The organism is Agrobacterium radiobacter (genome assembly GCF_040801995.1).
Lineage (GTDB): Bacteria > Pseudomonadota > Alphaproteobacteria > Rhizobiales > Rhizobiaceae > Agrobacterium > Agrobacterium radiobacter.
Map to the genome: position 1 here is coordinate 868,479 of NZ_JBEGHX010000002.1, position 21,672 is coordinate 890,150.

General features: G+C 59.1%; 22 protein-coding genes. 15 read left to right on the forward strand and 7 right to left on the reverse strand.

What is annotated here, in order from left to right; translation table 11 throughout:
• Positions 1-46: 46 nt before the first annotated feature.
• A complete protein-coding gene (locus MRBLRC7O_RS17910) occupies positions 47-223 on the reverse strand; it encodes a YdcH family protein (RefSeq protein WP_003506164.1) in 177 nt (58 codons plus the stop codon).
• Positions 224-458: 235 nt separating this feature from the next.
• On the opposite strand from MRBLRC7O_RS17910, the gene MRBLRC7O_RS17915 reads away from it, so the two are divergent.
• From MRBLRC7O_RS17915 to MRBLRC7O_RS17935, 5 genes are all read left to right on the forward strand, one after another.
• Positions 459-662: a YdcH family protein gene (locus MRBLRC7O_RS17915; protein ID WP_003497661.1), complete on the forward strand. Its 204-nt coding sequence runs from the start codon at positions 459-461 to the stop codon at positions 660-662.
• A gap of 47 nt (positions 663-709) precedes the next feature.
• A complete protein-coding gene (gene purE, locus MRBLRC7O_RS17920) occupies positions 710-1,177 on the forward strand; it encodes a 5-(carboxyamino)imidazole ribonucleotide mutase (RefSeq protein ID WP_035212960.1) in 468 nt (155 codons plus the stop codon).
• A gap of 11 nt (positions 1,178-1,188) precedes the next feature.
• Positions 1,189-2,265: a 5-(carboxyamino)imidazole ribonucleotide synthase gene (locus MRBLRC7O_RS17925; protein ID WP_065695127.1), complete on the forward strand. Its 1,077-nt coding sequence runs from the start codon at positions 1,189-1,191 to the stop codon at positions 2,263-2,265.
• A 146-nt stretch (positions 2,266-2,411) separates the two neighbouring features.
• A complete protein-coding gene (ykgO, locus tag MRBLRC7O_RS17930) occupies positions 2,412-2,537 on the forward strand; it encodes a type B 50S ribosomal protein L36 (RefSeq protein ID WP_003497670.1) in 126 nt (41 codons plus the stop codon).
• A 94-nt stretch (positions 2,538-2,631) separates the two neighbouring features.
• Positions 2,632-3,252, forward strand: coding sequence for a tetratricopeptide repeat protein (locus tag MRBLRC7O_RS17935; protein WP_060723140.1), 621 nt, complete (start codon positions 2,632-2,634; stop codon positions 3,250-3,252).
• Positions 3,253-3,320: 68 nt separating this feature from the next.
• On the opposite strand, the gene MRBLRC7O_RS17940 is transcribed toward MRBLRC7O_RS17935, so the two are convergent.
• The 3 genes from MRBLRC7O_RS17940 to MRBLRC7O_RS17950 all read right to left on the reverse strand — a co-directional run bounded on the left by MRBLRC7O_RS17940 (position 3,321) and on the right by MRBLRC7O_RS17950 (position 4,835).
• Positions 3,321-3,578: a DUF2312 domain-containing protein gene (locus MRBLRC7O_RS17940; protein ID WP_020812069.1), complete on the reverse strand. Its 258-nt coding sequence runs from the start codon at positions 3,576-3,578 to the stop codon at positions 3,321-3,323.
• 147 nt (positions 3,579-3,725) lie between these two features.
• A complete protein-coding gene (locus MRBLRC7O_RS17945; RefSeq protein WP_003506151.1) occupies positions 3,726-4,031 on the reverse strand; it encodes a DUF1244 domain-containing protein in 306 nt (101 codons plus the stop codon).
• 15 nt (positions 4,032-4,046) lie between these two features.
• Positions 4,047-4,835 (reverse strand): N-formylglutamate amidohydrolase, encoded by a 789-nt coding sequence (locus MRBLRC7O_RS17950; RefSeq protein WP_031234257.1) that lies wholly within the window; start codon positions 4,833-4,835, stop codon positions 4,047-4,049.
• A 291-nt stretch (positions 4,836-5,126) separates the two neighbouring features.
• Between MRBLRC7O_RS17950 and MRBLRC7O_RS17955 the strand changes: the two genes are divergently transcribed.
• Both MRBLRC7O_RS17955 and pyk read left to right on the forward strand, forming a co-directional pair.
• Complete coding sequence (locus MRBLRC7O_RS17955; RefSeq protein ID WP_020012242.1) at positions 5,127-5,513, forward strand: DUF1036 domain-containing protein; 387 nt, start codon at positions 5,127-5,129, stop codon at positions 5,511-5,513.
• Positions 5,513-6,952: a pyruvate kinase gene (pyk, locus tag MRBLRC7O_RS17960; protein WP_003506145.1), complete on the forward strand. Its 1,440-nt coding sequence runs from the start codon at positions 5,513-5,515 to the stop codon at positions 6,950-6,952. The genes MRBLRC7O_RS17955 and pyk overlap by 1 nt, the downstream gene beginning before the upstream one ends.
• Positions 6,953-7,026: 74 nt before the next feature.
• On the opposite strand, the gene MRBLRC7O_RS17965 is transcribed toward pyk, so the two are convergent.
• Both MRBLRC7O_RS17965 and MRBLRC7O_RS17970 read right to left on the reverse strand, forming a co-directional pair.
• Complete coding sequence (locus MRBLRC7O_RS17965) at positions 7,027-8,931, reverse strand: peptidoglycan L,D-endopeptidase MepK (protein WP_162706177.1); 1,905 nt, start codon at positions 8,929-8,931, stop codon at positions 7,027-7,029.
• A gap of 175 nt (positions 8,932-9,106) precedes the next feature.
• Entirely contained in the window at positions 9,107-10,654 is a 1,548-nt protein-coding gene (locus MRBLRC7O_RS17970) for a sigma-54-dependent transcriptional regulator (RefSeq protein ID WP_060723138.1), read from the reverse strand.
• Positions 10,655-10,823: 169 nt separating this feature from the next.
• Between MRBLRC7O_RS17970 and MRBLRC7O_RS17975 the strand changes: the two genes are divergently transcribed.
• Both MRBLRC7O_RS17975 and MRBLRC7O_RS17980 read left to right on the forward strand, forming a co-directional pair.
• Positions 10,824-12,674, forward strand: a complete 1,851-nt coding sequence (locus MRBLRC7O_RS17975) for a M3 family oligoendopeptidase (RefSeq protein WP_060723137.1) — start codon at positions 10,824-10,826, stop codon at positions 12,672-12,674.
• Positions 12,675-12,774: 100 nt separating this feature from the next.
• Positions 12,775-13,410: an aminotransferase class IV family protein gene (locus MRBLRC7O_RS17980; protein WP_060723136.1), complete on the forward strand. Its 636-nt coding sequence runs from the start codon at positions 12,775-12,777 to the stop codon at positions 13,408-13,410.
• Here MRBLRC7O_RS17980 and MRBLRC7O_RS17985 read toward each other — a convergent pair.
• On the reverse strand, positions 13,407-14,315 hold the full coding sequence (locus MRBLRC7O_RS17985; protein ID WP_020809347.1) for a sensor domain-containing diguanylate cyclase: 909 nt from the start codon (positions 14,313-14,315) through the stop codon (positions 13,407-13,409). The genes MRBLRC7O_RS17980 and MRBLRC7O_RS17985 overlap by 4 nt on opposite strands.
• A 259-nt stretch (positions 14,316-14,574) precedes the next feature.
• On the opposite strand from MRBLRC7O_RS17985, the gene MRBLRC7O_RS17990 reads away from it, so the two are divergent.
• The 6 genes from MRBLRC7O_RS17990 to MRBLRC7O_RS18015 all read left to right on the forward strand — a co-directional run bounded on the left by MRBLRC7O_RS17990 (position 14,575) and on the right by MRBLRC7O_RS18015 (position 21,654).
• A complete protein-coding gene (locus MRBLRC7O_RS17990; protein WP_020809346.1) occupies positions 14,575-16,020 on the forward strand; it encodes a homospermidine synthase in 1,446 nt (481 codons plus the stop codon).
• A gap of 149 nt (positions 16,021-16,169) precedes the next feature.
• The gene (gene omp10, locus MRBLRC7O_RS17995; RefSeq protein WP_003506132.1) at positions 16,170-16,544 is read left to right on the forward strand and encodes an outer membrane lipoprotein Omp10; all 375 of its coding nucleotides are present in this window, start codon (positions 16,170-16,172) and stop codon (positions 16,542-16,544) included.
• Between the two features lie 215 nt (positions 16,545-16,759).
• A complete protein-coding gene (locus MRBLRC7O_RS18000) occupies positions 16,760-18,694 on the forward strand; it encodes a 5'-nucleotidase C-terminal domain-containing protein (RefSeq protein WP_065695119.1) in 1,935 nt (644 codons plus the stop codon).
• Between the two features lie 351 nt (positions 18,695-19,045).
• Positions 19,046-20,080 (forward strand): ferrochelatase, encoded by a 1,035-nt coding sequence (gene hemH / locus MRBLRC7O_RS18005; RefSeq protein ID WP_060723134.1) that lies wholly within the window; start codon positions 19,046-19,048, stop codon positions 20,078-20,080.
• Between the two features lie 57 nt (positions 20,081-20,137).
• A complete protein-coding gene (locus MRBLRC7O_RS18010) occupies positions 20,138-21,187 on the forward strand; it encodes an SPFH domain-containing protein (protein WP_003506126.1) in 1,050 nt (349 codons plus the stop codon).
• Positions 21,188-21,189: 2 nt separating this feature from the next.
• On the forward strand, positions 21,190-21,654 hold the full coding sequence (locus tag MRBLRC7O_RS18015; protein WP_003506125.1) for an NfeD family protein: 465 nt from the start codon (positions 21,190-21,192) through the stop codon (positions 21,652-21,654).
• Positions 21,655-21,672: the final 18 nt, after the last annotated feature.

The following is a 21,672-nucleotide window of genomic DNA, read 5'->3' on the forward strand; positions in this document are numbered from 1 at the left end:
AAAGGAATCCGTCAGTCCTTCATTGAAGGCTGCGGTTTGGCATCAATTAGTGCCTTGTGGAGGCTTTAAGCCTCTGCAGTTCATCCTTCAGGCGCAGTTTACGGCGTTTGAGGTCGGCGATCTCTCTATCGTCAGAGGACGGGGAAGCAAGAATACTTTCGAGCTCCTCCTCCAGAGCACCGTGTTTCTTTTCGAGCGATGCAATATGAGCCTGAATGGTCATGCGGCACGTCCTTCCATTTTTAAGCCTACCTCCAGCTCTCCATCGCTGGAGTTTCAGGTTTGCGACGACAATGTGACACGGATCGTTGGTCTTGTCGAAGGCGAAATGAAGGCAATAAGTGGGCAATTTGGTCGCAAGGGATAACTTCCCGTTACCGCGATTTGATGATAGAGGCTCGTGAACGATCACAGACGCGCCGGAGCCGATCCGGCTAGCATAAAATGGGGATGACGAGATGCCCGATCAGGACCAGGCGGACATCAGGCTCACGCTGGCGCGGCTGCGCCAGGAGCATGAGGATTATGACGCGGCGATCAACGCGATGATCCAGACCAGCTGCGATGCGCTGAGAATACAGCGCATGAAAAAGAAGAAGCTGGCCGTCAAGGACAAGATGACCCAGCTCGAAGACCAGGTCATTCCCGATATCATCGCCTGAGCCGGAGAGATTACGTGACAGCAGAAACGCCCCCCGTCGCCATCATCATGGGCAGCCAGTCCGACTGGGAGACCATGAAGAACGCCGCCGATACGCTGGATGCGCTCGACATCGAATACGAAGCCCGCATCATTTCCGCCCACCGCACCCCGGACCGGCTTTATGACTTCGCCAATGGCGCGAAGGACGAAGGCTTCAAGGTCATTATCGCGGGCGCCGGCGGCGCTGCCCATCTGCCCGGCATGACGGCCTCAATGACGCCGCTTCCGGTGTTCGGCGTTCCGGTTCAGTCAAAGACCATGTCCGGTCAGGACAGCCTCTATTCCATCGTTCAGATGCCCGCCGGCATTCCCGTCGGCACGCTCGCCATCGGCAAGGCCGGCGCGATCAATGCGGCCCTTCTCGCCGCTGCGGTTCTGGCGCTGAGCGACGAGGACCTCGCTGACCGGCTTGATGCCTGGCGTGCGCGCCAGTCGGCAGCCGTCGCCGAATATCCCATGGACAGCGCCCAGTGACGACCGAAGTGATGGCAAAGACGACCAACCTGACCATCGGCATCATCGGCGGCGGGCAGCTCGGGCGCATGCTGGCGATGGCCGCTGCCCGTCTCAACCACCGAACCATCGTGCTGGAACCGCAGGCCGATTGCCCGGCTGCGCAGGTCTGCAACGACCAGATCGTCGCGGAATATGATGACGAAAAAGCGCTTGCGGAACTCGCAAACCGCTGCGATGTCGTGACCTACGAATTTGAAAACGTGCCTGTCGCGGCCGCCGAAAAGCTCAGCCTCTCCGTTCCCGTCTATCCACCGGCGCAGGCGCTCAGCGCCTCGCAGGACCGGTTGACTGAAAAACGCTTCCTCAATGGTTGCGGCATCCCGACCGCCGATTTTCGTGCAGTGGACAGCCAGGAAGAGCTGGAAACTGCTCTGGCCGCTTTCGGCGGCAAGGGCGTACTGAAGACCCGTCGCATGGGTTATGACGGCAAGGGCCAGCGTCTCTTCCGGGGCGGCGAAGACCTCGCGGGTGCCTTTGCAGCGCTCGGCGGCGCGCCGCTCATTCTCGAGAGCTTTGTCGCCTTCGAGCGGGAGATTTCGATCATCGCCGCCCGTTTCCAGGACGGTACTGTCACCTGTTATGATCCCGCCGAGAATGTCCATCTGAACGGCATTCTGCACACGTCCACTGTTCCGGCAGCGCTCTCCGGTGCCGCGAAGGCGGTTGCCGTGGAGTCAGCAGAGAAGCTTCTGGCCGCGCTCGAATATGTCGGCGTCATCGGCATCGAATTCTTCGTCCTGCCGGATGGTTCGCTGGTTGCCAATGAAATGGCGCCACGCGTTCACAATACCGGCCACTGGACGGAAGCGGCCTGCGTGATCTCGCAGTTTGAACAGCATATCCGGGCCGTGTCGGGCCTCGCCCCCGGCAGCACGGAGCGCCACTCCGATTGCGTCATGACCAACCTGATCGGCGACGACATCGACGATGTGCCGGCATGGCTGTCGAAAAAAGACTGTCTCGTGCATCTCTACGGCAAGACGGAAGCACGGCCGGGCCGCAAGATGGGCCATGTGACCGAGCTTCTGCACACAGGAAAAGCCTAGTCTTTTAAGGCAAAGGCACGGCCAAGTGTTGACAGGCAGGGCTCAAACGGGTATCTGCCTGCCAACCGAAAAGAGCGCGCCCCGTTGCGCGCTTTTGATTGTTTGAATAGCACGGCAAAATCCGTGCAAAACTGCGGACCAGTAAAATGAAGATCAAGAATTCGCTTAAAGCGCTTAAGGCCCGTCATCGCGATAACCGCCTGGTTCGCCGCAAGGGCCGCGTCTACATCATCAACAAGCAGAACCCGCGCTTCAAGGCTCGTCAGGGCTGATTGACTGCGGTTCGCGATGATTTCGCGGATCACTTTGTTGACAGTGCAGAAGTTTGCATTTGATATTGGGCGCAGCCGGGTTAAGCTTTAACCCATGCGCCCAAATCGTTTTTGCACGGCTATCATTCTCGCTCAGGGCTTCCTGTTTTCAAGCCTCCCGTTTCCGGGAATGGCTGCGATTGCCCATGCGGCGGACGGGCAGGCACCTGCTGTTGCGGAATCCGCGCCTTCACCCGCCAAAACCATTGACACTCTTTTTGCATCGCTGAAAAAAGAACGGAATGCGGTCAAGGCACGTAGCATTGCCAACCAGATCGCCTCCGAATGGAATGATTCCGGCAGCGCGACAATCAATCTCCTGATGCAATGGGCGGGCGAAGCCGCCGACGAAAAGCGCAACGCCGCCGCTTACGATTTTCTCGACCAGATTGTTTTGCTCGATCCTGACTATGTGCAGGCGCCGTATCGCCGCGCCATGGTCCATTTCGCCGATGGTGATACCCGCAAGGCGATGGCGGATATCAATCTGACGCTGGAAAGGGAGCCGCGCTATTTCCCGGCACTCGCAAGCCTTGCGAACATCCTCGAAGCCTCGGGCCGCGACGAGTTGGCGCTGAAGGCCTGGGAGCGTTATCTGGCGCTTTATCCTGCGGACAAGGACGCCCGCAAGGAAGCTGCCGACCTTTCGGAAAAGCTCGCCGGCACGCGCGGCTGAATTGGGCAGAGGCCCAAACAAAAATCGCCGCAGAAGCGGCGATTTTTCATTGAGACGTTCTCAACCGATCATTCCATACCGAGCGCGGCCATATAGGTCTGGAGAATCGTTTCTTCTTCGATGCGCTCATTGGCATCCTTCTTGCGCAGACGGATGATGGTGCGGATCGCCTTGGTGTCGTAACCACGACCCTTGGCCTCGCCCATGACATCCTTGATATCGCCCTGAATGGCGGCCTTTTCCTCTTCGAGGCGCTCAACGCGCTCGATGAACTGACGCAGTTCTGCGGCGGCGACGGTTTCGGTGGTGCTGGTATCGTCCATCATATCATCCTTTATTGGCGGCCCGCATGGGAGCCTTGTTCATCATTCCGGACGAAGCCTTCGCCGGCCGCTGCCAGCGGGCAGCAAAATTCAGGCCTGTGAACTGCCCACTGAAAGGCGTCCCGTCAAGTCGTTTCCGTCGATCAGAGGTTATTCCCTCGGCCGGTTCTGTTCAAAGGCGGCTTTCTGGGTATCACTCGCCTCCGCCTGATATTTCTCTTTCCAATCCTCATATGGCATGCCGTAGACGATTTCGCGGGATTCATCCTTGCTGAGCGGAACGCCAGCCTCTTCGGCCGCTTCCCGATACCAGTTGGAAAGGCAGTTGCGGCAAAAGCCCGCGAGATTCATCAGGTCGATATTCTGCACGTCGTGACGTTCACGAAGGTGCCTGACGAGGCGGCGGAAGGCGGCCGCTTCAAACTCGATCTGCCTGTTGTCGTTCTCTTTCGTCATGGCAAAACTCCAGGCTCAATAGGGACCGGTGCGGGAGGAGAACATCTGATATTCATGCAAAACGGGATCGTCATTCATTGCGGCGAAAATGGGAGCGAGCCGATCCGACCATTCGGCGATCCCCTTCTCATCCGCGATCAGGTCCTGCCGAACCTCGAGAAGCGCATGCGGCAGGCCCTTCATCATGCAATGACGATACATGGTGTCGCCCTTCAGCGCCCCGTCATAGGGTTCGTTGTCACCCACAAGGATATCGCCGGTGGCACGCAGATGCGCCAGAAGCGGATCGACCGCGCGATGATCCGTGTCCCACAGAACCGCCGCATGCCATGGCCGCGGCGTTTCCTTCCAGAACGGCGTGTAGGAATGCAGCGACAGGACGAGCGGCGCTTCTTCCGAGGCCTCGGCCACGCCGGTCAGCACACGGTCCACGGCATTGTGATAGGGCCGGTGAAAAATCTCGATTCGCCTTTGCCATTCCTCGTCCGAAATCGGATGGTTACCGGGGATGATCGCCCCGTCCGAGATCTTCATGATGAGAGTGGGATCATCCTCGCCGCGATTCGGATCGATCAGGAGCCGCGAAAACCGCCCGAGCACCGCCGGTACGCCCAGGCGCGCGGCAAGCGAGCGCGTCAGCCCCTCTATACCGATATCAAATGCGATATGGCGATGAAAAGCGGTTTGCGGAAGGCCAAGTTTGCCGTAGTGTGCCGGCAGGAGGTTCATGGCATGGTCCGCCAGAAGAACCATGCCTTTGTCATATTCGCCTTCTATGATTTCATAGGGTATGAAGTCGTTCATCGATGATTTTCTGGGGCAGGATTGAGGAGAGAAGCTTGATGGCATGGCTTGAGGCCGGGCGCAAGTTACGGCGAAAGAACAGCCATCTACCTTATCGCACTCATGATCCCACGAACAATATAATCGATTAAACTCGCGTTGACTTTCTTGGGCGGCCACGCCAAGAAGTGTGTTCATTATAACCATGGAATCCGGATGGAAGCCGTGACTCAGTCATCTCTCGCTCTTCCTCGCCACTTCAGGCATATCGCCCGTCTTTTTTCCGCAGCGGCATTGTTTTTGACCCCGTTCATGATCGCGGCACCCGCGCATGCGGATTTTCGCGTGTGCAACAGCACGCAGAACCTCGTGGGGGTCGCAATCGGCTACCGGGCACAGGAGGGCTGGGTCAGCGAAGGCTGGTGGCAGGTCCCCTCTTCGACCTGCGCGACGCTGATCGAGGGCGAGCTGCAGTCACGTTATTATTATCTCTATGCCGAAGATGCCGCTCATGGCGGCCGCTGGACCGGTGACGTCAACATGTGCGTGGCGGAGAACGAGTTCAAGATCAACGGCGTGGACGATTGTTTTGCCCGCAGCTTCCAGAGAATGGGTTTCAAGGAATATGACACGGGCAGACAGGGCAGCTGGATGGTCCAGCTTTCCGATACGCCAGGCACACAGGGAAATCAAAACTGATGAAGCGTAACCGCAAAGTCAAAATTCTTGCAACTCTCGGCCCGGCCTCTTCCGAAGAGGCCATGATCGAGAAGCTGCATCTTGCTGGCGCTGATCTTTTCCGGATCAACATGAGCCATGCGAGCCACGACGTGATGCGGACGCTCATTCAGCGCATCCGCTCCGTCGAGAGCCGTACCGGTCGTCCCATCGGCATTCTGGCCGACCTGCAGGGTCCCAAGCTGCGCGTCGGAAAATTCGCCGAGACGAAGGTCGATCTGGTTCCGGGCCAGACCTTCACGCTTGATAACAACGACACCCCCGGCGACAACACCCGTGTTTTCCTGCCGCACCCTGAAATTCTTGAAGCGGTCAAGCCCGGCCACCGCCTGCTGATCGATGACGGCAAGCTCCATCTGCGCGCTGAAAAGAGCGACGGCAAGAGCATCGTCACGACAGTCATTTCCGGCACCCGCATTTCCGACCGCAAGGGCATCAGCCTGCCGGATACGCTGCTCGGCGTCGGCGTTCTGACCGACAAGGACCGCGTCGACCTTGATGCAGTCCTCGAAACCGGTGAAGTCGACTGGGTGGCGCTTTCCTTCGTCCAGCGTCCGGAAGACCTGGCCGAAGTGCGTAAGATCGCACGTGGCCGCGTCGGCCTGATGTCCAAGATCGAAAAGCCCCAGGCTGTCGAGCGTATCGAAGAAATCATCGAGCTTTCCGATGCATTGATGGTTGCCCGTGGCGATCTGGGTGTCGAAATGCCGCTGGAAGCCGTTCCCGGCATCCAGAAGCAGCTGACCCGCGCCTGCCGCCGTGCGGGCAAGCCGGTCGTGGTCGCCACGCAGATGCTGGAATCGATGATCACTGCACCTGTACCGACCCGCGCCGAAGTGTCCGACGTCGCCACCGCCGTCTTCGAAGGCGCAGATGCCATCATGCTTTCGGCTGAATCCGCCTCCGGCGACTACCCGGTCGAAGCGGTTTCCACCATGGCCTCCATCGCCAGCACGGTGGAACAGGACCCCTATTATTCCAATATCATCTATGCGCAGCGCGCCCAGCCGGAACCGACAGGTGCCGACGCCATTTCGCTTGCCGCCCGCCAGATCGCCGAAACGCTGAAGCTTGCGGCAATAGTCACCTATACGTCCTCGGGCACGACCGGCCTGCGCGCCGCGCGCGAACGGCCGCAGGTTCCGATCATTGCGCTGTCGCCGATCATCCAGACCGCACGCCGCCTGTCGGTCGTCTGGGGCCTGCACTGCGTCGTCACCGGTGATGCCAGCGATCTGGACGACATGGTGAACCGCGCTTGTCGCATCGTGGTTTCCGAAGGCTTCGGCAAGCCGGGCGATCGCATCATCATCTCCGCAGGTGTGCCGCTCGGCACCCCCGGCGCGACCAATATGGTGCGCATTGCCTATATCGGCTCGGACGGCCAGAGCGGCGTCTGACGCCGCGCAATATACAGCATGAAAAAACCCGCCGTCGCCGGCGGGTTTTTTATTGGTCATCTGATAGAACTGGCTCAGTGCATCTTCACCGGCGTGCTGAAGCGGCTGGATTCGATGGCCACGGCACCCGGCTTGAAGCTCGCCGAAGTGGCGGAAGCCGACATGTCGTTGCTGAGCATGCGGTTGGCGACAACACGCGGTGCCTTTACCGAGCGTCCGGTCGTGCCCTTGTTCTGGTTGAGCGCCCAGTCCGAAATAAGGTCCTGCGTGAGGCGTCCACCACCCACCATGGCCTGCTGGGAAACGGCGGCATCCTGCCTGCTTGGACGCGAACCCTTGGTCGGCATGCCGGCGCTGAGGCCGCCATTGATGGCGGGCTTCAGATCAAAAGCATCACCGAAGCCAGCCTGCGGTTCGGCCTTGGCCGTTTCGGCGGGTGCGACGGTAACCTTGTGGTTGACGGCAGCCGGGAATGGCGCGGCTGTCGGCATGGCAGCCGACTGGACCTGCGACCGGGCAGCCTGACCGCTCTGTTCAAGAGCGGCAACCACCGTCGGCGAAAGCGTATCCTGCTGCGCCTCGGCGAGATCGTCTTCACCTTCCGGATCGGCATTTGCAGCCGCGAGCAGGGCTTCTGCCACGGCCGGACGGTTGGCGGGAACCGGAACGGAAGCAAGCTCGCCGGTCGCAGCCGGTGTCGCACCGTCGGCGGAAGCCGTAAGGATAGACCCTTCCGCATCACCCTTCATGCCACGCGGGCCGAGAAGTGTGGGCACGGGCACGGAAACCTCAGCGAGATCGGCAAATTGCTGGCGCTCGGCCGGAGCTGACGTCGGCGTCGGCGTGGTCGCTGCCTGCAGAGCATCCTGCGCAGCATTGCGGGCCGGAGAATAAAGGGCCGTCGCAAGGCCGGTATTGGCAGGCGGCTGGTTGCCGAATGCGGGACGAGCCGTCGGCAGCGGCGCATCATTCACGCCGGGAAGTGCCTGTGCCGAAGCAACTGCAATGGTGGGTTCAGGCTCGGGAGCTGCCTGCTGCGGAGCCGCCGGGCGAGCGACAGCCGGGCGTTCTGCGGGCTCCGGCGCTGCGATGCTATCGGGATCTTCATCCTCGTCGCCACCGCCAAAGAGGGCCTGCAACAGGGTCTTGCGCTTGCCGCCGCCGGAAGAGGCAGGGCCGCCACCGGCGCTGGAAGCAACCTGAACGGAGGAGGAGTTGACGCGCTTCTTGTAATCGGCGAGCGCCTGCTCATAACCGGGAAGCGGCTTGCCGTCGGACGGAAGGTGCAGCGTATTGCCGTTCGGGAAGATGCGGACGAGTTCCTGGCGGCTCATGCGCGGCCAGGCGCGAACGCCACCGACATCCATGTGCACGAAGGGAGATCCCGAGGTCGGATAGAAGCCGACGCCGCCGATCTGCATCTGCATGCCGATTTCACGAAGGCGGGAAAGCTTCACGCCGGGGATATAAAAGTCCATTGCCTTGCCGAGCATATGCTGGCTTTTTTCGGCGACGCCCTTGGTGCGCGTCCGCAGGAGACCGTTGGTCTCCGGCGAGCGGAAGGCCGAAACGACGTTGATGTAATCGGTCGCGCCACTGCGGCGATAAACTTCCCAGACGAGATCGAAAAGGCGCGGATCCATGCGTGTCGGCTGGTTGCGACGCCAGTCGCGCAGGAATCGGTTCAGCTCCTGCAGGCCCTTCTGGTCATATTTTCCATTGCGCTTGAAGGTGATGACCGCCTTCTCGCGTGTATGGATATAATACAGTTTGAGGCTGCGCGTCTCGGCGGCGGCTTCCGTCGCCGAAACACCTACGAAGGGCATTGCGGCGAGCATCAGGCAGGCAAAGGTGACAGCGCGCGCCGACAGCTTCGTGCATATATCCTTGATCAAGCCGCGCGCGATCCTGGTCGAAAGCGCGTTATTCCGATGCAGATATGGCAATTCGATCCCCGCCTGGAAGACAATTTCTGTCACATTGCCTCAAATGAACGTCAAATACGGTGACACGATGGCAAAATTGCCACACACATACAACCTTCCTCTACATAGTGAATCAGCCACTAACAAGAGGTTTATAGACGGTAAGCGGATATCCTTGCTCAGAAGTTAACGAATTTGCGATCTGCCTTCGAATACGCGGTCTCTGCCTTCAGGCTGCATCTCGAAGGGGATCGTCGGGATCAATGCCATAATCCTTCAGCTTGCGATAAAGCGTCGAGCGGCCGATGCCGAGCTTTCTGGCGACCTGACTCATCTGCCCGCGATAGAAGCGCAAAGCGAAACGGATGAGTTCTTCCTCGATTTCTGCCAGTTTGCGGATATTGCCCGACTCATCCATGCTGGAGATCAGGTTTCCGCCCCGATAGATGGTGGTGGAAATATCCGACGGCTCCTCGATGACGGCATGGCTTTCGGCAGCCGTCGGCGGGGGCGGTGAATAGGCCGCTAGCTTCAGCGACGCCCCTGAAGGCGCACGGATGAGATCATCCGCATCATCGCCGGTCGAAAATTCCGGCAGCTGCAGCGCGATCTGCGGAAAATCGGAATCTGACAGTTCCTCGCCCTGCGACAACACCACGGCGCGGAAAACGGCATTTTCAAGCTGGCGGATATTGCCCGGCCAGTCATAGGCCGTCAGCAGTGCCAGCGCGCTGGCGTTGAGGCCGACGGGATTGGGCAGTTTCTGCTCCGCCGAAAAGCGCTCGGCGAAAACCCGCGCCAGATGGGGAATGTCTTCCTTGCGGCGACGCAGCGCCGGAATAGTGATCGGAAAGACGTTGAGGCGATAATAAAGGTCCTCGCGGAAGCGGCCTTCCTTCACCTCCTCGATGAGGTTCTTGTTGGTGGCGGAGATCAGCCGGACATTCACCTTCTGCACCCGTGCGGAGCCGACGGTTTCGATTTCGCCCTGCTGGACCGCGCGGAGCAGCTTTACCTGCACGTCGAGCGGCAGGTCGCCAATTTCATCGAGGAACAGCGTGCCGCCATCCGCCTCCATGAACTTGCCTACATGTTTTTCCGTAGCACCCGTGAAGGCTCCCTTCTCATGGCCGAAGAGAATGCTTTCCACCAGATTATGGGGAATGGCGCCGCAATTGACTGTTATGAAGGGCTTGTTCGCCCTGTCGCCGGCAGACTGGATGGCCCGGGCGACCATTTCCTTGCCCACGCCGGATTCACCTTCCAGCACCACGGGGATGCTGGACTGGGCGGCACGCTGCGCGAGCTCAATGACCCTCAGCATTGCGGGGCTTGCGGAAACGATATCGGTAAAATTCACTGCATTGCTCCGTCCGCGCCTTCCCGTGCGGGCTTTTGCCTCTCTCCTGTCAAGCTTGAGCGCATTGGAGATGGCGGCGCCGATCCTTTCCGGCGAGACCGGCTTCACAACGAAATCGAAGGCGCCGGCGCGCATGGCCTGCACGACGGTATCGATGCCGCCCTGCCCCGTCTGTACAATGACGGGAACGTCTGTGCCGAGTTCGCCGACGGCCTTCAGAAAGGTAAGCCCGTCCATTTCCGGCATCATCAGATCAAGGACGATGACATTGATCTCGCCACTATATTGCTTGAGCAGTTCCAGCCCCGCTCTGCCGTTTTCGGCAAGCAAGGCGAGATGCCCATAACGTTCCACCGCATTTTTGAGCAGGCGGCGCTGGACGGGATCATCGTCTATCACGAGAACATGCGCGGTCATTTTTAGCTCCGGTTTCCGGTTTATGGACCTGCTTCATGCGGTCCCTTATTCCGCACTCTGGCATGGGAGACTTGAACATCCAGTTTTGAGAATTGCTTGCATTTTATCCATTGCCGCGGGAAACAAGGTCCCCATATGCTTCGCACGCATAATCAGAAGGACACGTTGGATGACCCTCAACCGCGCTACCCCGCAACCCGTATTCTCCCTTGCCGAAACCTCCGGCCCGGCGCTTGGCGATCTGCCCGGCTGGAAGCTCTCGGATCTCTATCCGTCGGGGGATTCACCGGAATATAAGGGTGATCTCGAGAAGGCGGCATCGATGGCGGCGGCTTTCGAGGAGAAGTGGAAGGGAAAGCTCGAAGCCGCCGCGAAGGCCACGGGCGAAAAGGGCATCGGGGCCGCGCTGAAGGAATATGAAGCGCTGGACGATCTCATCGGCCGCATCGGCTCCTTTGCCGGGCTCACTTATTTTTCCGATACGTCGAACCCGGCAAACGGCAAGCTTTACGGCGACGCCCAGGCAAAGCTGACGGATATTTCCGCGCATCTCCTGTTTTTCACGCTTGAACTCAATCGCATCGACGACGCCACGATGGACGCCTGCATGGCCAATGATGCCGCGGCAGGCCATTACCGTCCCTGGCTGGTGGATTTGCGCAAGGACAAGCCGCACCAGCTCGACGACCAGCTGGAGCAGCTGTTCCTCGAAAAATCGATGACCAGCGCGGCGGCCTTCAACCGCCTGTTCGATGAGACGATGGCCGATCTGCGTTTCGATATAGACGGTGCGAGCCTTCCGCTGGAAGTGACGCTAAACATGCTGCAGGAGCCGGAGCCGGAAACCCGCAGGAAGGCGGCGGAAGCGCTGAGCACCACTTTCAAGGACAATCTGCGGGTCTTCACCCTCATCACCAACACGCTTGCCAAGGACAAGGATATTTCCGACCGCTGGCGCAAGTTCGAGGATATTGCCGATAGCCGCCATCTGGCGAACCGCGTCGAGCGGGAAGTGGTCGATGCCTTGGCGGCAGCGGTCAAAAAGGCCTATCCGCGCCTTTCGCACCGATATTACGCCATGAAGGCGAAATGGCTCGGCATGGAGCAGATGAATTATTGGGACCGCAATGCGCCGCTTCCCGATACGTCGAACACGATCATCCCCTGGGATGAGGCCAAGGATACCGTGCTTTCCGCCTATGGCAATTTTGCCCCCGAGATGGCCGATATTGCCCGCCGTTTCTTCGATGAAGAGTGGATCGACGCGCCGGCCCGTCCCGGCAAGGCGCCGGGCGCATTCGCGCATCCAACCGTACCCTCGGCTCATCCTTATGTGCTCGTCAACTATCTCGGCAAACCGCGCGACGTGATGACACTTGCTCATGAGCTTGGTCATGGCGTTCATCAGGTTCTGGCTGGCGAACAGGGCGCCCTGATGTGCGCCACGCCGCTGACGCTGGCCGAGACAGCCTCCGTTTTCGGGGAAATGTTGACCTTCCGCAAGCTGCTTGATGACACCAAGGATATCAGGGAACGCAAGGCCATGCTCGCCCGCAAGGTCGAGGATATGATCAATACGGTCGTGCGCCAGATCGCTTTCTACGAATTCGAGCGAAAGCTGCACACCGCCCGCAAACAGGGAGAGCTGACCTCCGAACAGATCGGCGAATTGTGGCTTTCCGTTCAGGCCGAGAGCCTGGGTCCGGCGATCCGGATTTCCGAGGACTATGAGACCTGGTGGACCTATATCCCCCATTTCATCCATTCGCCCTTCTACGTATATGCCTATGCCTTCGGCGATTGCCTGGTGAACTCGCTTTATGCGGTCTACCAGAAGGCCGAGACCGGCTTTCAGGAGAAATATTTCGAGCTTCTGAAGGCGGGCGGCACCAAGCACCATTCGGAGCTTCTCAAACCCTTCGGGCTCGATGCGACCGATCCCTCCTTCTGGGACAAGGGACTTTCGATGATCGAAGGACTGATCGACGAGTTGGAAGCGCTGGATAACAAACAGGCTTAATCTCTTCCGCCGGCAGGGCTATCCTATTTCGGACAAGCTTTGCCGGTTGATATTGCCGGCAGAAGACACCGGCAGACAATTCAGGCGACGAGCAAAGGCAATGAAACGCAAACCCGCCGATCTGACCTTGAGGGAAACCCTGCGCTGGGAGCCGCAGACCGGCTTTCAGCGCATCGACCAGCATATGCGCCGATTGTTGCGCTCCGCCGACGCGCTCGGTTTTCGCGCGCCGGTCAACGCAGTGCAGGTGCTGGAAAAGAAGGTGGGCGGTGAAAAGCCGCTCTGCGTCAGGCTGGTGATGAACTACAAGGGCGAACTCGATATCGACACGGCCGATTTCCAGCCCTTGCAGCAGGATGCGGTCTGGCGGGTTCGCATCGCCCGGCAGACCAGGCTCGATTCCTCCGACACCTTCTATCGCCACAAGTCCTCCCGCCGGGAGCCCTATGATGCCGCCCGAGCCGAATTTTCAGCCGGGGAGGCAGACGAGGTGCTGCTGCTCAACGAGCGTGGCGAATTGTGCGAGGGCTCATCGACCAGCATTTTCGTCGAAATGCCGGATGGGCAATTGCTGACGCCGCCGCTCGACAGCGGCATCCTGCCGGGTGTGCTGCGCGCCGATCTGATCCGCGAACGCAGGGCGCGCGGACAGGCGCTGAAACCGGAAGACATCGCCGGCCGGAAGCTGTTCGTCGGTAATTCGCTGCATGGGCTGATTGCGGCAGAGCTTGTTTAAACAGTCACCGCCAGAAGCCGGTCCCGTCCTCTCTCCTTGGCCGCATAAAGGGCCTGATCGGCGCGCAGGAAAACATCGTCGGCGCTTTCCGCCACCTGATAGGCGGTCATGCCCGCCGAGCAGCTATAGGAAAAATCCGGGAATTCGGAAAGAGGTCTGGAAAGGCGTACTTTCTGCAGCAGCCGCTCAACAATCTCCTGGCCTTCGGCAACCGAACTGCGCGGCAAAATCAGCATGAATTCCTCACCGCCGATCCTGCCGAAACAATCCACCCGCCGGATGACGGAGTGGGCGATGGTGACAAAATCGCGCAATACCGCATCACCACATTTGTGACCGAAACGATCGTTGATCTGCTTGAAAAAATCGATGTCGAGCGTGCAGAGGCAAAAGGGCGCCTCAAGCCCCTTGGTGACCTGCTCCACCTGCAGAGCGAGCTTGGCGAAGACGAAACGGCGGTTTGCTGTTCCCGTCAATTCATCCGTCTGCGAGGCGCGTACCGCCAGATCCCTGTCCTGCCGCAGGGTTCTATAACCCTGGCGCAGTTCAGTGACGTCGCTTGCGACGCACAGCATCCAACCATCCTGCTGCACCGTCTCGGTCATCCAGAACCAGCGGCCGTCATACAGGTCCATCTCAAAGGCGCGATAGGGCAGCTTGCCGCGCCGGGACTGCGCCGAGAGCAGCCATCCCTCGAAATCATTGTTGCGGATGACGACACCGGTGCGCAGCCGATGGTTCAGCCGCATGATATCCGCCCAGGTTGGCAAATCACCGGCGGCAAGCTGAAAGCTTTCCCGAAACGACGGATTGGCATGGCGCAACCGGTCCTCGGAATCGTAAAGGGCAATAAGGACGGGGGTGGCACTCTGAAGAGCTGCGACACGCTCTAAAAGATCATTCAACAGGCAACTCCCCTGCGATGGCGAAAAACTGCCCTGTCGTCATCCGGCCAAAGCCCCCACGCCTCTGGACGCACAAAACGAAAAGAAGAATTTAATTATAAACGCACTCTCTAAAATGCGAAGAGGCAGAAATGGTGGAAACAATGCGTTCGCCCGTCTCGCCGCCATTATCGTCATATGTCCGTCATCCACCTGCCCTTTATTGTGGCACGCTTTTATGATCTAGCTTACTTATTGGCTGAAAAAGGAAAATTGACGAATGACGGACGCAAACCACCCGATTTACGGCGATATTGACGGCCCCATCATCATGATCGGCTTCGGCTCCATCGGGCGCGGCACTCTTCCGTTGATCGAACGTCATTTCAATTTCGACAGGACCCGGCTCGTCGTCATCGACCCGCGCGAGGATATCGCCGCCTTTCTGGCCGAGAGAAACATCCGCCACGTCCAGAAACATCTGACCAAGGAGAACTATAAGGAAGTTCTCAAGCCGCTTCTCAAAGGCGTGCAGGGCCAGGGCTTCTGCGTCAATCTTTCGGTTGATGCCGCCTCCGTCGACCTGATGCGGATCTGTCGCAAGCACGGCATGCTTTACATCGACACCGTGGTGGAACCGTGGCCCGGTTTTTATTTCGATGCCGATGCCGACAATGCCGCCAGAACCAATTATTCGCTGCGCGAAACCATGCTGAAGGAAAGAGCGCGCAGGCCCGGCGGTACGACCGCGGTTTCCACCTGCGGCGCCAATCCCGGCATGGTGTCCTGGTTCGTGAAGCAGGCGCTCGTCAATCTCGCCAAGGATACCGGCCTCGACATCGAGGAACCGCAATCACATGACCGGGAAGGCTGGGCGAAGCTGATGAAGCAGCTTGGCGTCAAGGGCGTGCATGTGGCCGAGCGCGATACCCAACGGGCGAAAGAGCCGAAGCCTTTCGGGGCTTTCTGGAACACATGGTCCGTGGAAGGTTTTATCGCCGAAGGTTTCCAGCCCGCCGAACTCGGCTGGGGAACGCATGAAAACTGGATGCCGAAAAACGCGAAAAAGCAGAAAAAGGGAAGCAAGTCGGCGATCTATCTCGATCAGCCCGGCGCCAATACACGGGTGCGCACCTGGTGCCCGGGGCTCGGACCGCAATATGGGTTTCTCGTCACCCACAATGAGGCGATTTCGATTTCGGACTATTTCACCGTCCGCAACGATGACGGTGATGTGACCTATCGGCCCACCTGTCACTATGCCTATCACCCGTGCAACGACGCCATTCTGTCGCTGCATGAGCTGTTCGGCAATGGCGGCAACCCCCAGCCGATCCAGCATGTGCTCGGTGAAGACGAGCTTGTCGACGGCGCCGACGAGCTGGGTGTTCTGCTCTATGGTCATGACAAGAACGCCTATTGGTATGGTTCGCGTCTCACCCTGCAGGAGGCGCGCTCGCTCGCCCCCAGCCAGAATGCCACCGGATTGCAGGTCAGTTCCGCAGTATTGGCCGGCATGGTCTGGGCGATTGAAAATCCGCAGGCCGGCATCGTTGAAGCGGACGAGGTGGATTACCGCCGCTGCCTCGAGGTGCAACGCCCCTATCTCGGGCCCGTCGAAGGACATTATACTGACTGGACGCCGCTCGACGGTCGCCCGGGACTGTTCCCCGACAATATCGACACGTCCGATCCCTGGCAGTTCCGCAACATCCTTGTGCGCTGACGCGGCAGAGTCTCATATTTGCCACGCCGGGGCTTTCCTGAACGACGTCAGGAACCGGGGAGAGCGAACAACGTTGCCTTGAAATAAAGAACGCTTCACGGCATGGTCGAAGCACAGAAGGTTTCATCGAATCGCAGGAGAACAGGCTCATGAACTTCAAGACAAGCGCTGCTTTGCTTTCAGCCGCCATCGCGGTGTCTTCATGCGTCGCGCCGGGCCCCTCCCAGCAGACCTCGATGGCGCCTTCGCTTTCCCGCGGCCCGGCAGTCGACGGCCGCTGGATCGACCGCAACGGCATCGTATCCACGTTCCAGAACGGCGCTTTCTCCACGCGTTCGACAGACACCAACACGCTTCTGGCCTCCGGCACCTACGTGACGATTTCGCCGACGCTTTATGAAATCAACATGACGTCGTTGGTGCGCAACACGCAGTCACGCGTCAACTGCGCCCTGGTCTCCCCGTCACAATTGAACTGCACGACCGACACGAACAGCCAGTTCTCGCTGACGCGCCAGGGCTGATAATATCGCCTTTTCAATAGGATGACCTTCTGAAACGCACGCCTTCGGCGTGCGTTTTTCTTTATTGAGCACCTGTCATAATTTCGCTTGCGGCGGCTGCCGCTAAATGGAAACATCCGGTTTTCGAAAGACTGAGATGTTTTCGGATTAAAGAATGAGCGCGGTCGGAGAATGATCAGCCGGCCTGGACTTCCGCTTTGAACAGGAGAGGGACCATGAAGAAAATTTTGGGACTGGGCATGCTGAGCGTTTCGGTAATAACGCTTTCAGCTGGAGCGGCTCTGGCCGATTACGAGCTCAACATTCTTCACATCAACGATTTTCACTCCCGTATCGAATCGATCAACAAATTCGACTCGACCTGCTCGGCGGAAGAAGAAGGCAAGAACGAATGCTTCGGCGGCGCCGCGCGCCTGCTGACCGCAATCAACCAGACCCGTGACGCGCTGAAGGCGGAAGGGAAAAATGTCCTGCTGCTGAATGCCGGCGACAATTTCCAGGGATCGCTGTTCTACACCACCTATAAAGGCACGGTGGAAGCGGAAGTGCTGAACGCCATGAAGTTCGACGCCATGACCGTCGGCAATCATGAATTCGACGATAGCGAAGACGGCCTTGCCGGCTTCCTCGACAAGGTGCAGTTCCCGGTCGTAACCGCCAATGTGGTGGCCACTGCCGCCTCGAAAATCGGCGACCGCGTCAAGCCGTCCATCGTGCTCGAAGTCGGCGGACAGAAAATCGGCATCGTCGGCGCCGTTGCCAACGATACGGCGGAACTGGCAACACCCGGTCCCAATATCACCATCGCCGAAGATGTCGCAAAAATCAGCGAACAGGTGCAGAAGCTGAAGCAGGACGGCGTCAACAAGATCATCGCGCTGACGCATGTCGGATATCCGCGCGATCTCGAATTCATCGCCAAAATTCCTGATGTCGACGTCGTGGTTGGCGGCCATACCCATACGTTGCTGTCCAACACCGACCAGAAGGCCGAAGGCCCTTATCCGACCCTCGTCGACAATCCCGGCGGCTACAAGGTTCCGGTGGTGCAGGCCGGCCAGTACAGCAAATATCTCGGCGACCTCAAAGTGGTCTTCGACGACGGCGGCGTCGTGAAGGAAAGCAAGGGCGACCCGATCCTTATCGATTCCTCCTTCAAGCCCGATGAAGCCACGCTGAAGCGCATTGATGAGCTGAAGGCGCCGATCGAAGCGCTGAAATCCAAGGTCGTCGGCACTTCGGAAGGCCCGATCGAAGGCGACCGCAAGGTTTGCCGCGTGAAGGAATGCTCCATGGGCAATCTGGTGGCCGATGCGACGCTGGCCCGCGTCAAGGATCAGGGTGTCACCATCGCTTTTGCAAACAGCGGCGGCCTGCGTTCCTCCATCGATGGCGGCGATGTCTCGATGGGTGAAGTGCTGACGGTTCTGCCGTTCCAGAACACCGTTGCAACCTTCCAGCTCAAGGGCGAGGATATTCGCGTTGCGCTCGAAAACGGCGTCAGCCAGATCGATGACGTCGCGGGCCGCTTCATGCAGGTTTCCGGCATGAAATATTCCTTCGACCGTTCCAAGCCGGCCGGTAGCCGCATCGTTTCGGTCGACGTCAAGGAAGGCGATGCTTTCGTGCCTCTCGACCCCGCCAAGACCTATATCGTCGCAGCCAATAACTACGTGCGCACCGGCGGTGATGGCTTCAAGGTCTTCGCGACCAAGGCGATCAATGCCTATGACTTCGGCCCTAACCTTGAAGAGGCAGTTGCGGCTTATATCACCGCCAACAGCCCCTATAAGCCCTATACCGACGGCCGCATCAGCGAAGTGACGCCTGCCGGTTATGTCGCTCCGGCAAAGCCTGCGGCACCGACACCAGCCGCAACCGCGCCTGCCCCGGCTGCTGCTCCAGCACCTGCGGCACCCGCGGCCACCGCACCCGCTGCACCCGCTACAACTGCGCCGGCATCCCCGGCACCTGCTGCGGCCGCTGCCGCCGTCAGCAAATACGTCGTCGAAAAGGGCGATTCGCTCTGGAAGATCGCAGCGGAGAAATATGGCGACGGCGCTCTCTGGCACAGAATTGCCAAGGCAAACACGCTGAAGCAGCCGAACCACATTGAAATCGGCGAGGAGCTGGAACTGCCGGCCCAATAAACCGGGCGGGAACGAACAGGGCAATTTGCCGCAGACACAGAGCCGGCCCCGGGACATCGGGGCCGGCTTCTTATTTTCTATTTAAAAACAAAGCGCTACGGATGAAATTTTGCCAAGGGCGAGCCTGCGCCTCCCCTCACCCCGGAAATTGCCGCCGCCGATGGTTCAATCCTGAAGAATTTCGTCTAGAACACGATGAACAAAATGACGGCCAGAGCGTATAGCTCGGGCATTCCGGCCAAACCTCATCGGTTTGCGTTCGGGCAGATAAACAGAAGATGGAGCGTTTCCGGCCTTTATCTGCGGCGGGCCGCTCCTTATACAACCAGTCCGAGTTTCAGGGTATCATTCATGGCGACAGAACTATCCCCACTCCCCACAAACCATCCCCGCGTAACTTTTGGCAAGGTGGGCGTCCTGCTCGTCAATCTCGGCACACCTGACGGCACGGACTATTGGCCGATGCGCCGTTATCTGGCGGAGTTTCTGAGCGACAAGCGCGTGATCGAGTGGTCGCGCCTCTACTGGTATCCGATCCTTTATGGCATCGTCCTCAACAAGCGCCCGCAGAAGGTCGGCAAGGCCTATGAGGAAATCTGGAACCACGAGCGCAATGAAAGCTACCTGCGCACCTATACACGCAGCCAGGGCGAGTTGATGGCGGAAGCGTTGAAGGATCTGCCCAACGTCGTGGTCGACTGGGGCATGCGCTACGGCCAGCCCTCAATCGCCTCGAAGATCGACGCCCTGAAGGAACAGGGCTGCGAAAAAATCCTGCTTTTCCCGCTTTATCCGCAATATGCCGCATCGACCACTGCGACCGTGAACGACAAGGCTTTCGAGCATCTGATGAAGCTGCGCTGGCAGCCCGCCATCCGCACCGTGCCGCCCTATCATGACGATCCCGCCTATATCGAGGCGCTCGCGGCCTCCGTCAGAAATCATCTGGCCACGCTGGACTGGGAGCCGGAGATGTTGATCACCTCCTTCCACGGCATTCCGCAATCCTATTTCAAAAAGGGCGACCCCTATTATTGTCATTGCCAGAAAACCGCCCGCCTGCTGCGGCAAGCGCTGGGGCGGACCGAAAAGAACTTCATGATCACCTTCCAGTCGCGTTTCGGGCCGGAAGAATGGCTGCAGCCCTATACCGACAAAACAGTGGAAAAACTGGCTTCCGAGGGCGTGAAGCGCATCGCCGTCATGAATCCCGGCTTCGTTTCGGATTGTCTTGAAACACTGGAAGAAATTGCCGGTGAAGCCGGGGAGATATTCCTGCATAATGGCGGTGAGAAATTTACCCATATTCCGTGTCTCAACGACAGCGTCGAGGGCATGAATGTTCTCGAAACGGTTGTAAGACGGGAGTTGCAAGGCTGGGTGTAATCTTGCCATAAGGTTGTTGGGATAAATCCCCGATAGTTCTGATTTGGAGGGAAAGTGATGATTGCATTGGGCGGTTTCGACATCGTCGTCATAGCGGCGGTTGTTCTGGTTATTCTGGTGCTGTTTGCCGGCATCAAGACCGTGCCGCAGGGGCATCGTTACACGGTTGAACGGTTCGGGCGTTATACCCGCACGCTCGAACCGGGCCTGAACCTCATCGTGCCGTTCTTCGAGAAAATCGGCTCGAAAATGAATGTGATGGAGCAGGTGCTCCACATACCGACGCAGGAAGTCATTACCCGCGACAATGCGAGTGTTTCTGCCGATGCCGTCACCTTCTATCAGGTGCTGAACGCCGCACAGGCGGCTTACCAGATCGCCAATCTGGAAATGGCGATCGAAAACCTCACCATGACCAATATCCGCTCGGTGATGGGCTCGATGGACCTCGACGAGCTGCTGTCAAACCGCGACGCCATCAATGACCGCCTGCTGCGCGTGGTCGATGAGGCAGTGGGGCCCTGGGGCATCAAGGTCACCCGTATCGAAATCAAGGATATTGCGCCGCCGAAGGACCTCGTCGATTCCATGGCGCGGCAGATGAAGGCGGAGCGCGAAAAGCGCGCGCAGGTGCTGGAAGCAGAAGGCGCCCGCAACGCCCAGATCCTTCGCGCGGAAGGCGCCAAGCAATCCGCCATTCTGGAGGCAGAAGGCCAGCGCGAAGCGGCGTTCCGCGATGCCGAAGCACGCGAACGTCTGGCCGAGGCCGAAGCCAACGCCACCCGCATGGTGTCGGAAGCCATTGCCTCCGGCAACGTCCACGCCATCAACTATTTCGTCGCCCAGAAATACACCGAAGCGCTTGCCGAAATCGGCACGGCCAAGAATTCCAAGATCGTGCTGATGCCGATGGAAGCCTCGGCACTGATCGGCTCCCTCGGTGGCATCGGCACGATTGCGCGGGAGGTCTTCGGCGACAAGGGCGATGCACCGAGCGCGCCCGCCGCCCCCACGTCATCCCGCTCCGTGCCGCCGACCCGGCCCTCCGGCCAAAGCATCAATGTTACCATCCCGGGTAATCCCTTCGGTTCTTCATCGGAGAAGTGACGATGTTGCAACGGCTTGCCACTGAGCTGGGACCCTGGAGCTGGTGGATCGTCGGCTTCGTGCTGCTCGCCGCAGAACTCATCGCGCCCGGCGTCTTCCTGATCTGGATCGGGATTGCTGCGCTGGTCATCGGCGTCTTTTCGCTGTTCTTATGGGATGCCGCAATCTGGGCCTGGCAATTGCAGCTGGTGCTGTTTGCCGCGCTCTCCGTCGTCTTCGCCCTGCTCGGCCGTAAATATTTCGGCCGAAACCGCGGGGCAAGCGACGAGCCATTCCTTAATCAGCGGGAGGCAAGCCTTGTCGGCCGCACGGCGACCCTTCAGGAACCGATTGTCGAAGGGCGTGGCCGGATCAGGCTGGACGATACATGGTGGCCGGTAAACGGCGAAGACATGCCGGCCGGAACCCGCGTGAGGATCGCTTCTGCGCGCGGACGCACGCTGACAGTCGAGCCGATTGACCGATAGGTTTTCAGGATCGGCGGT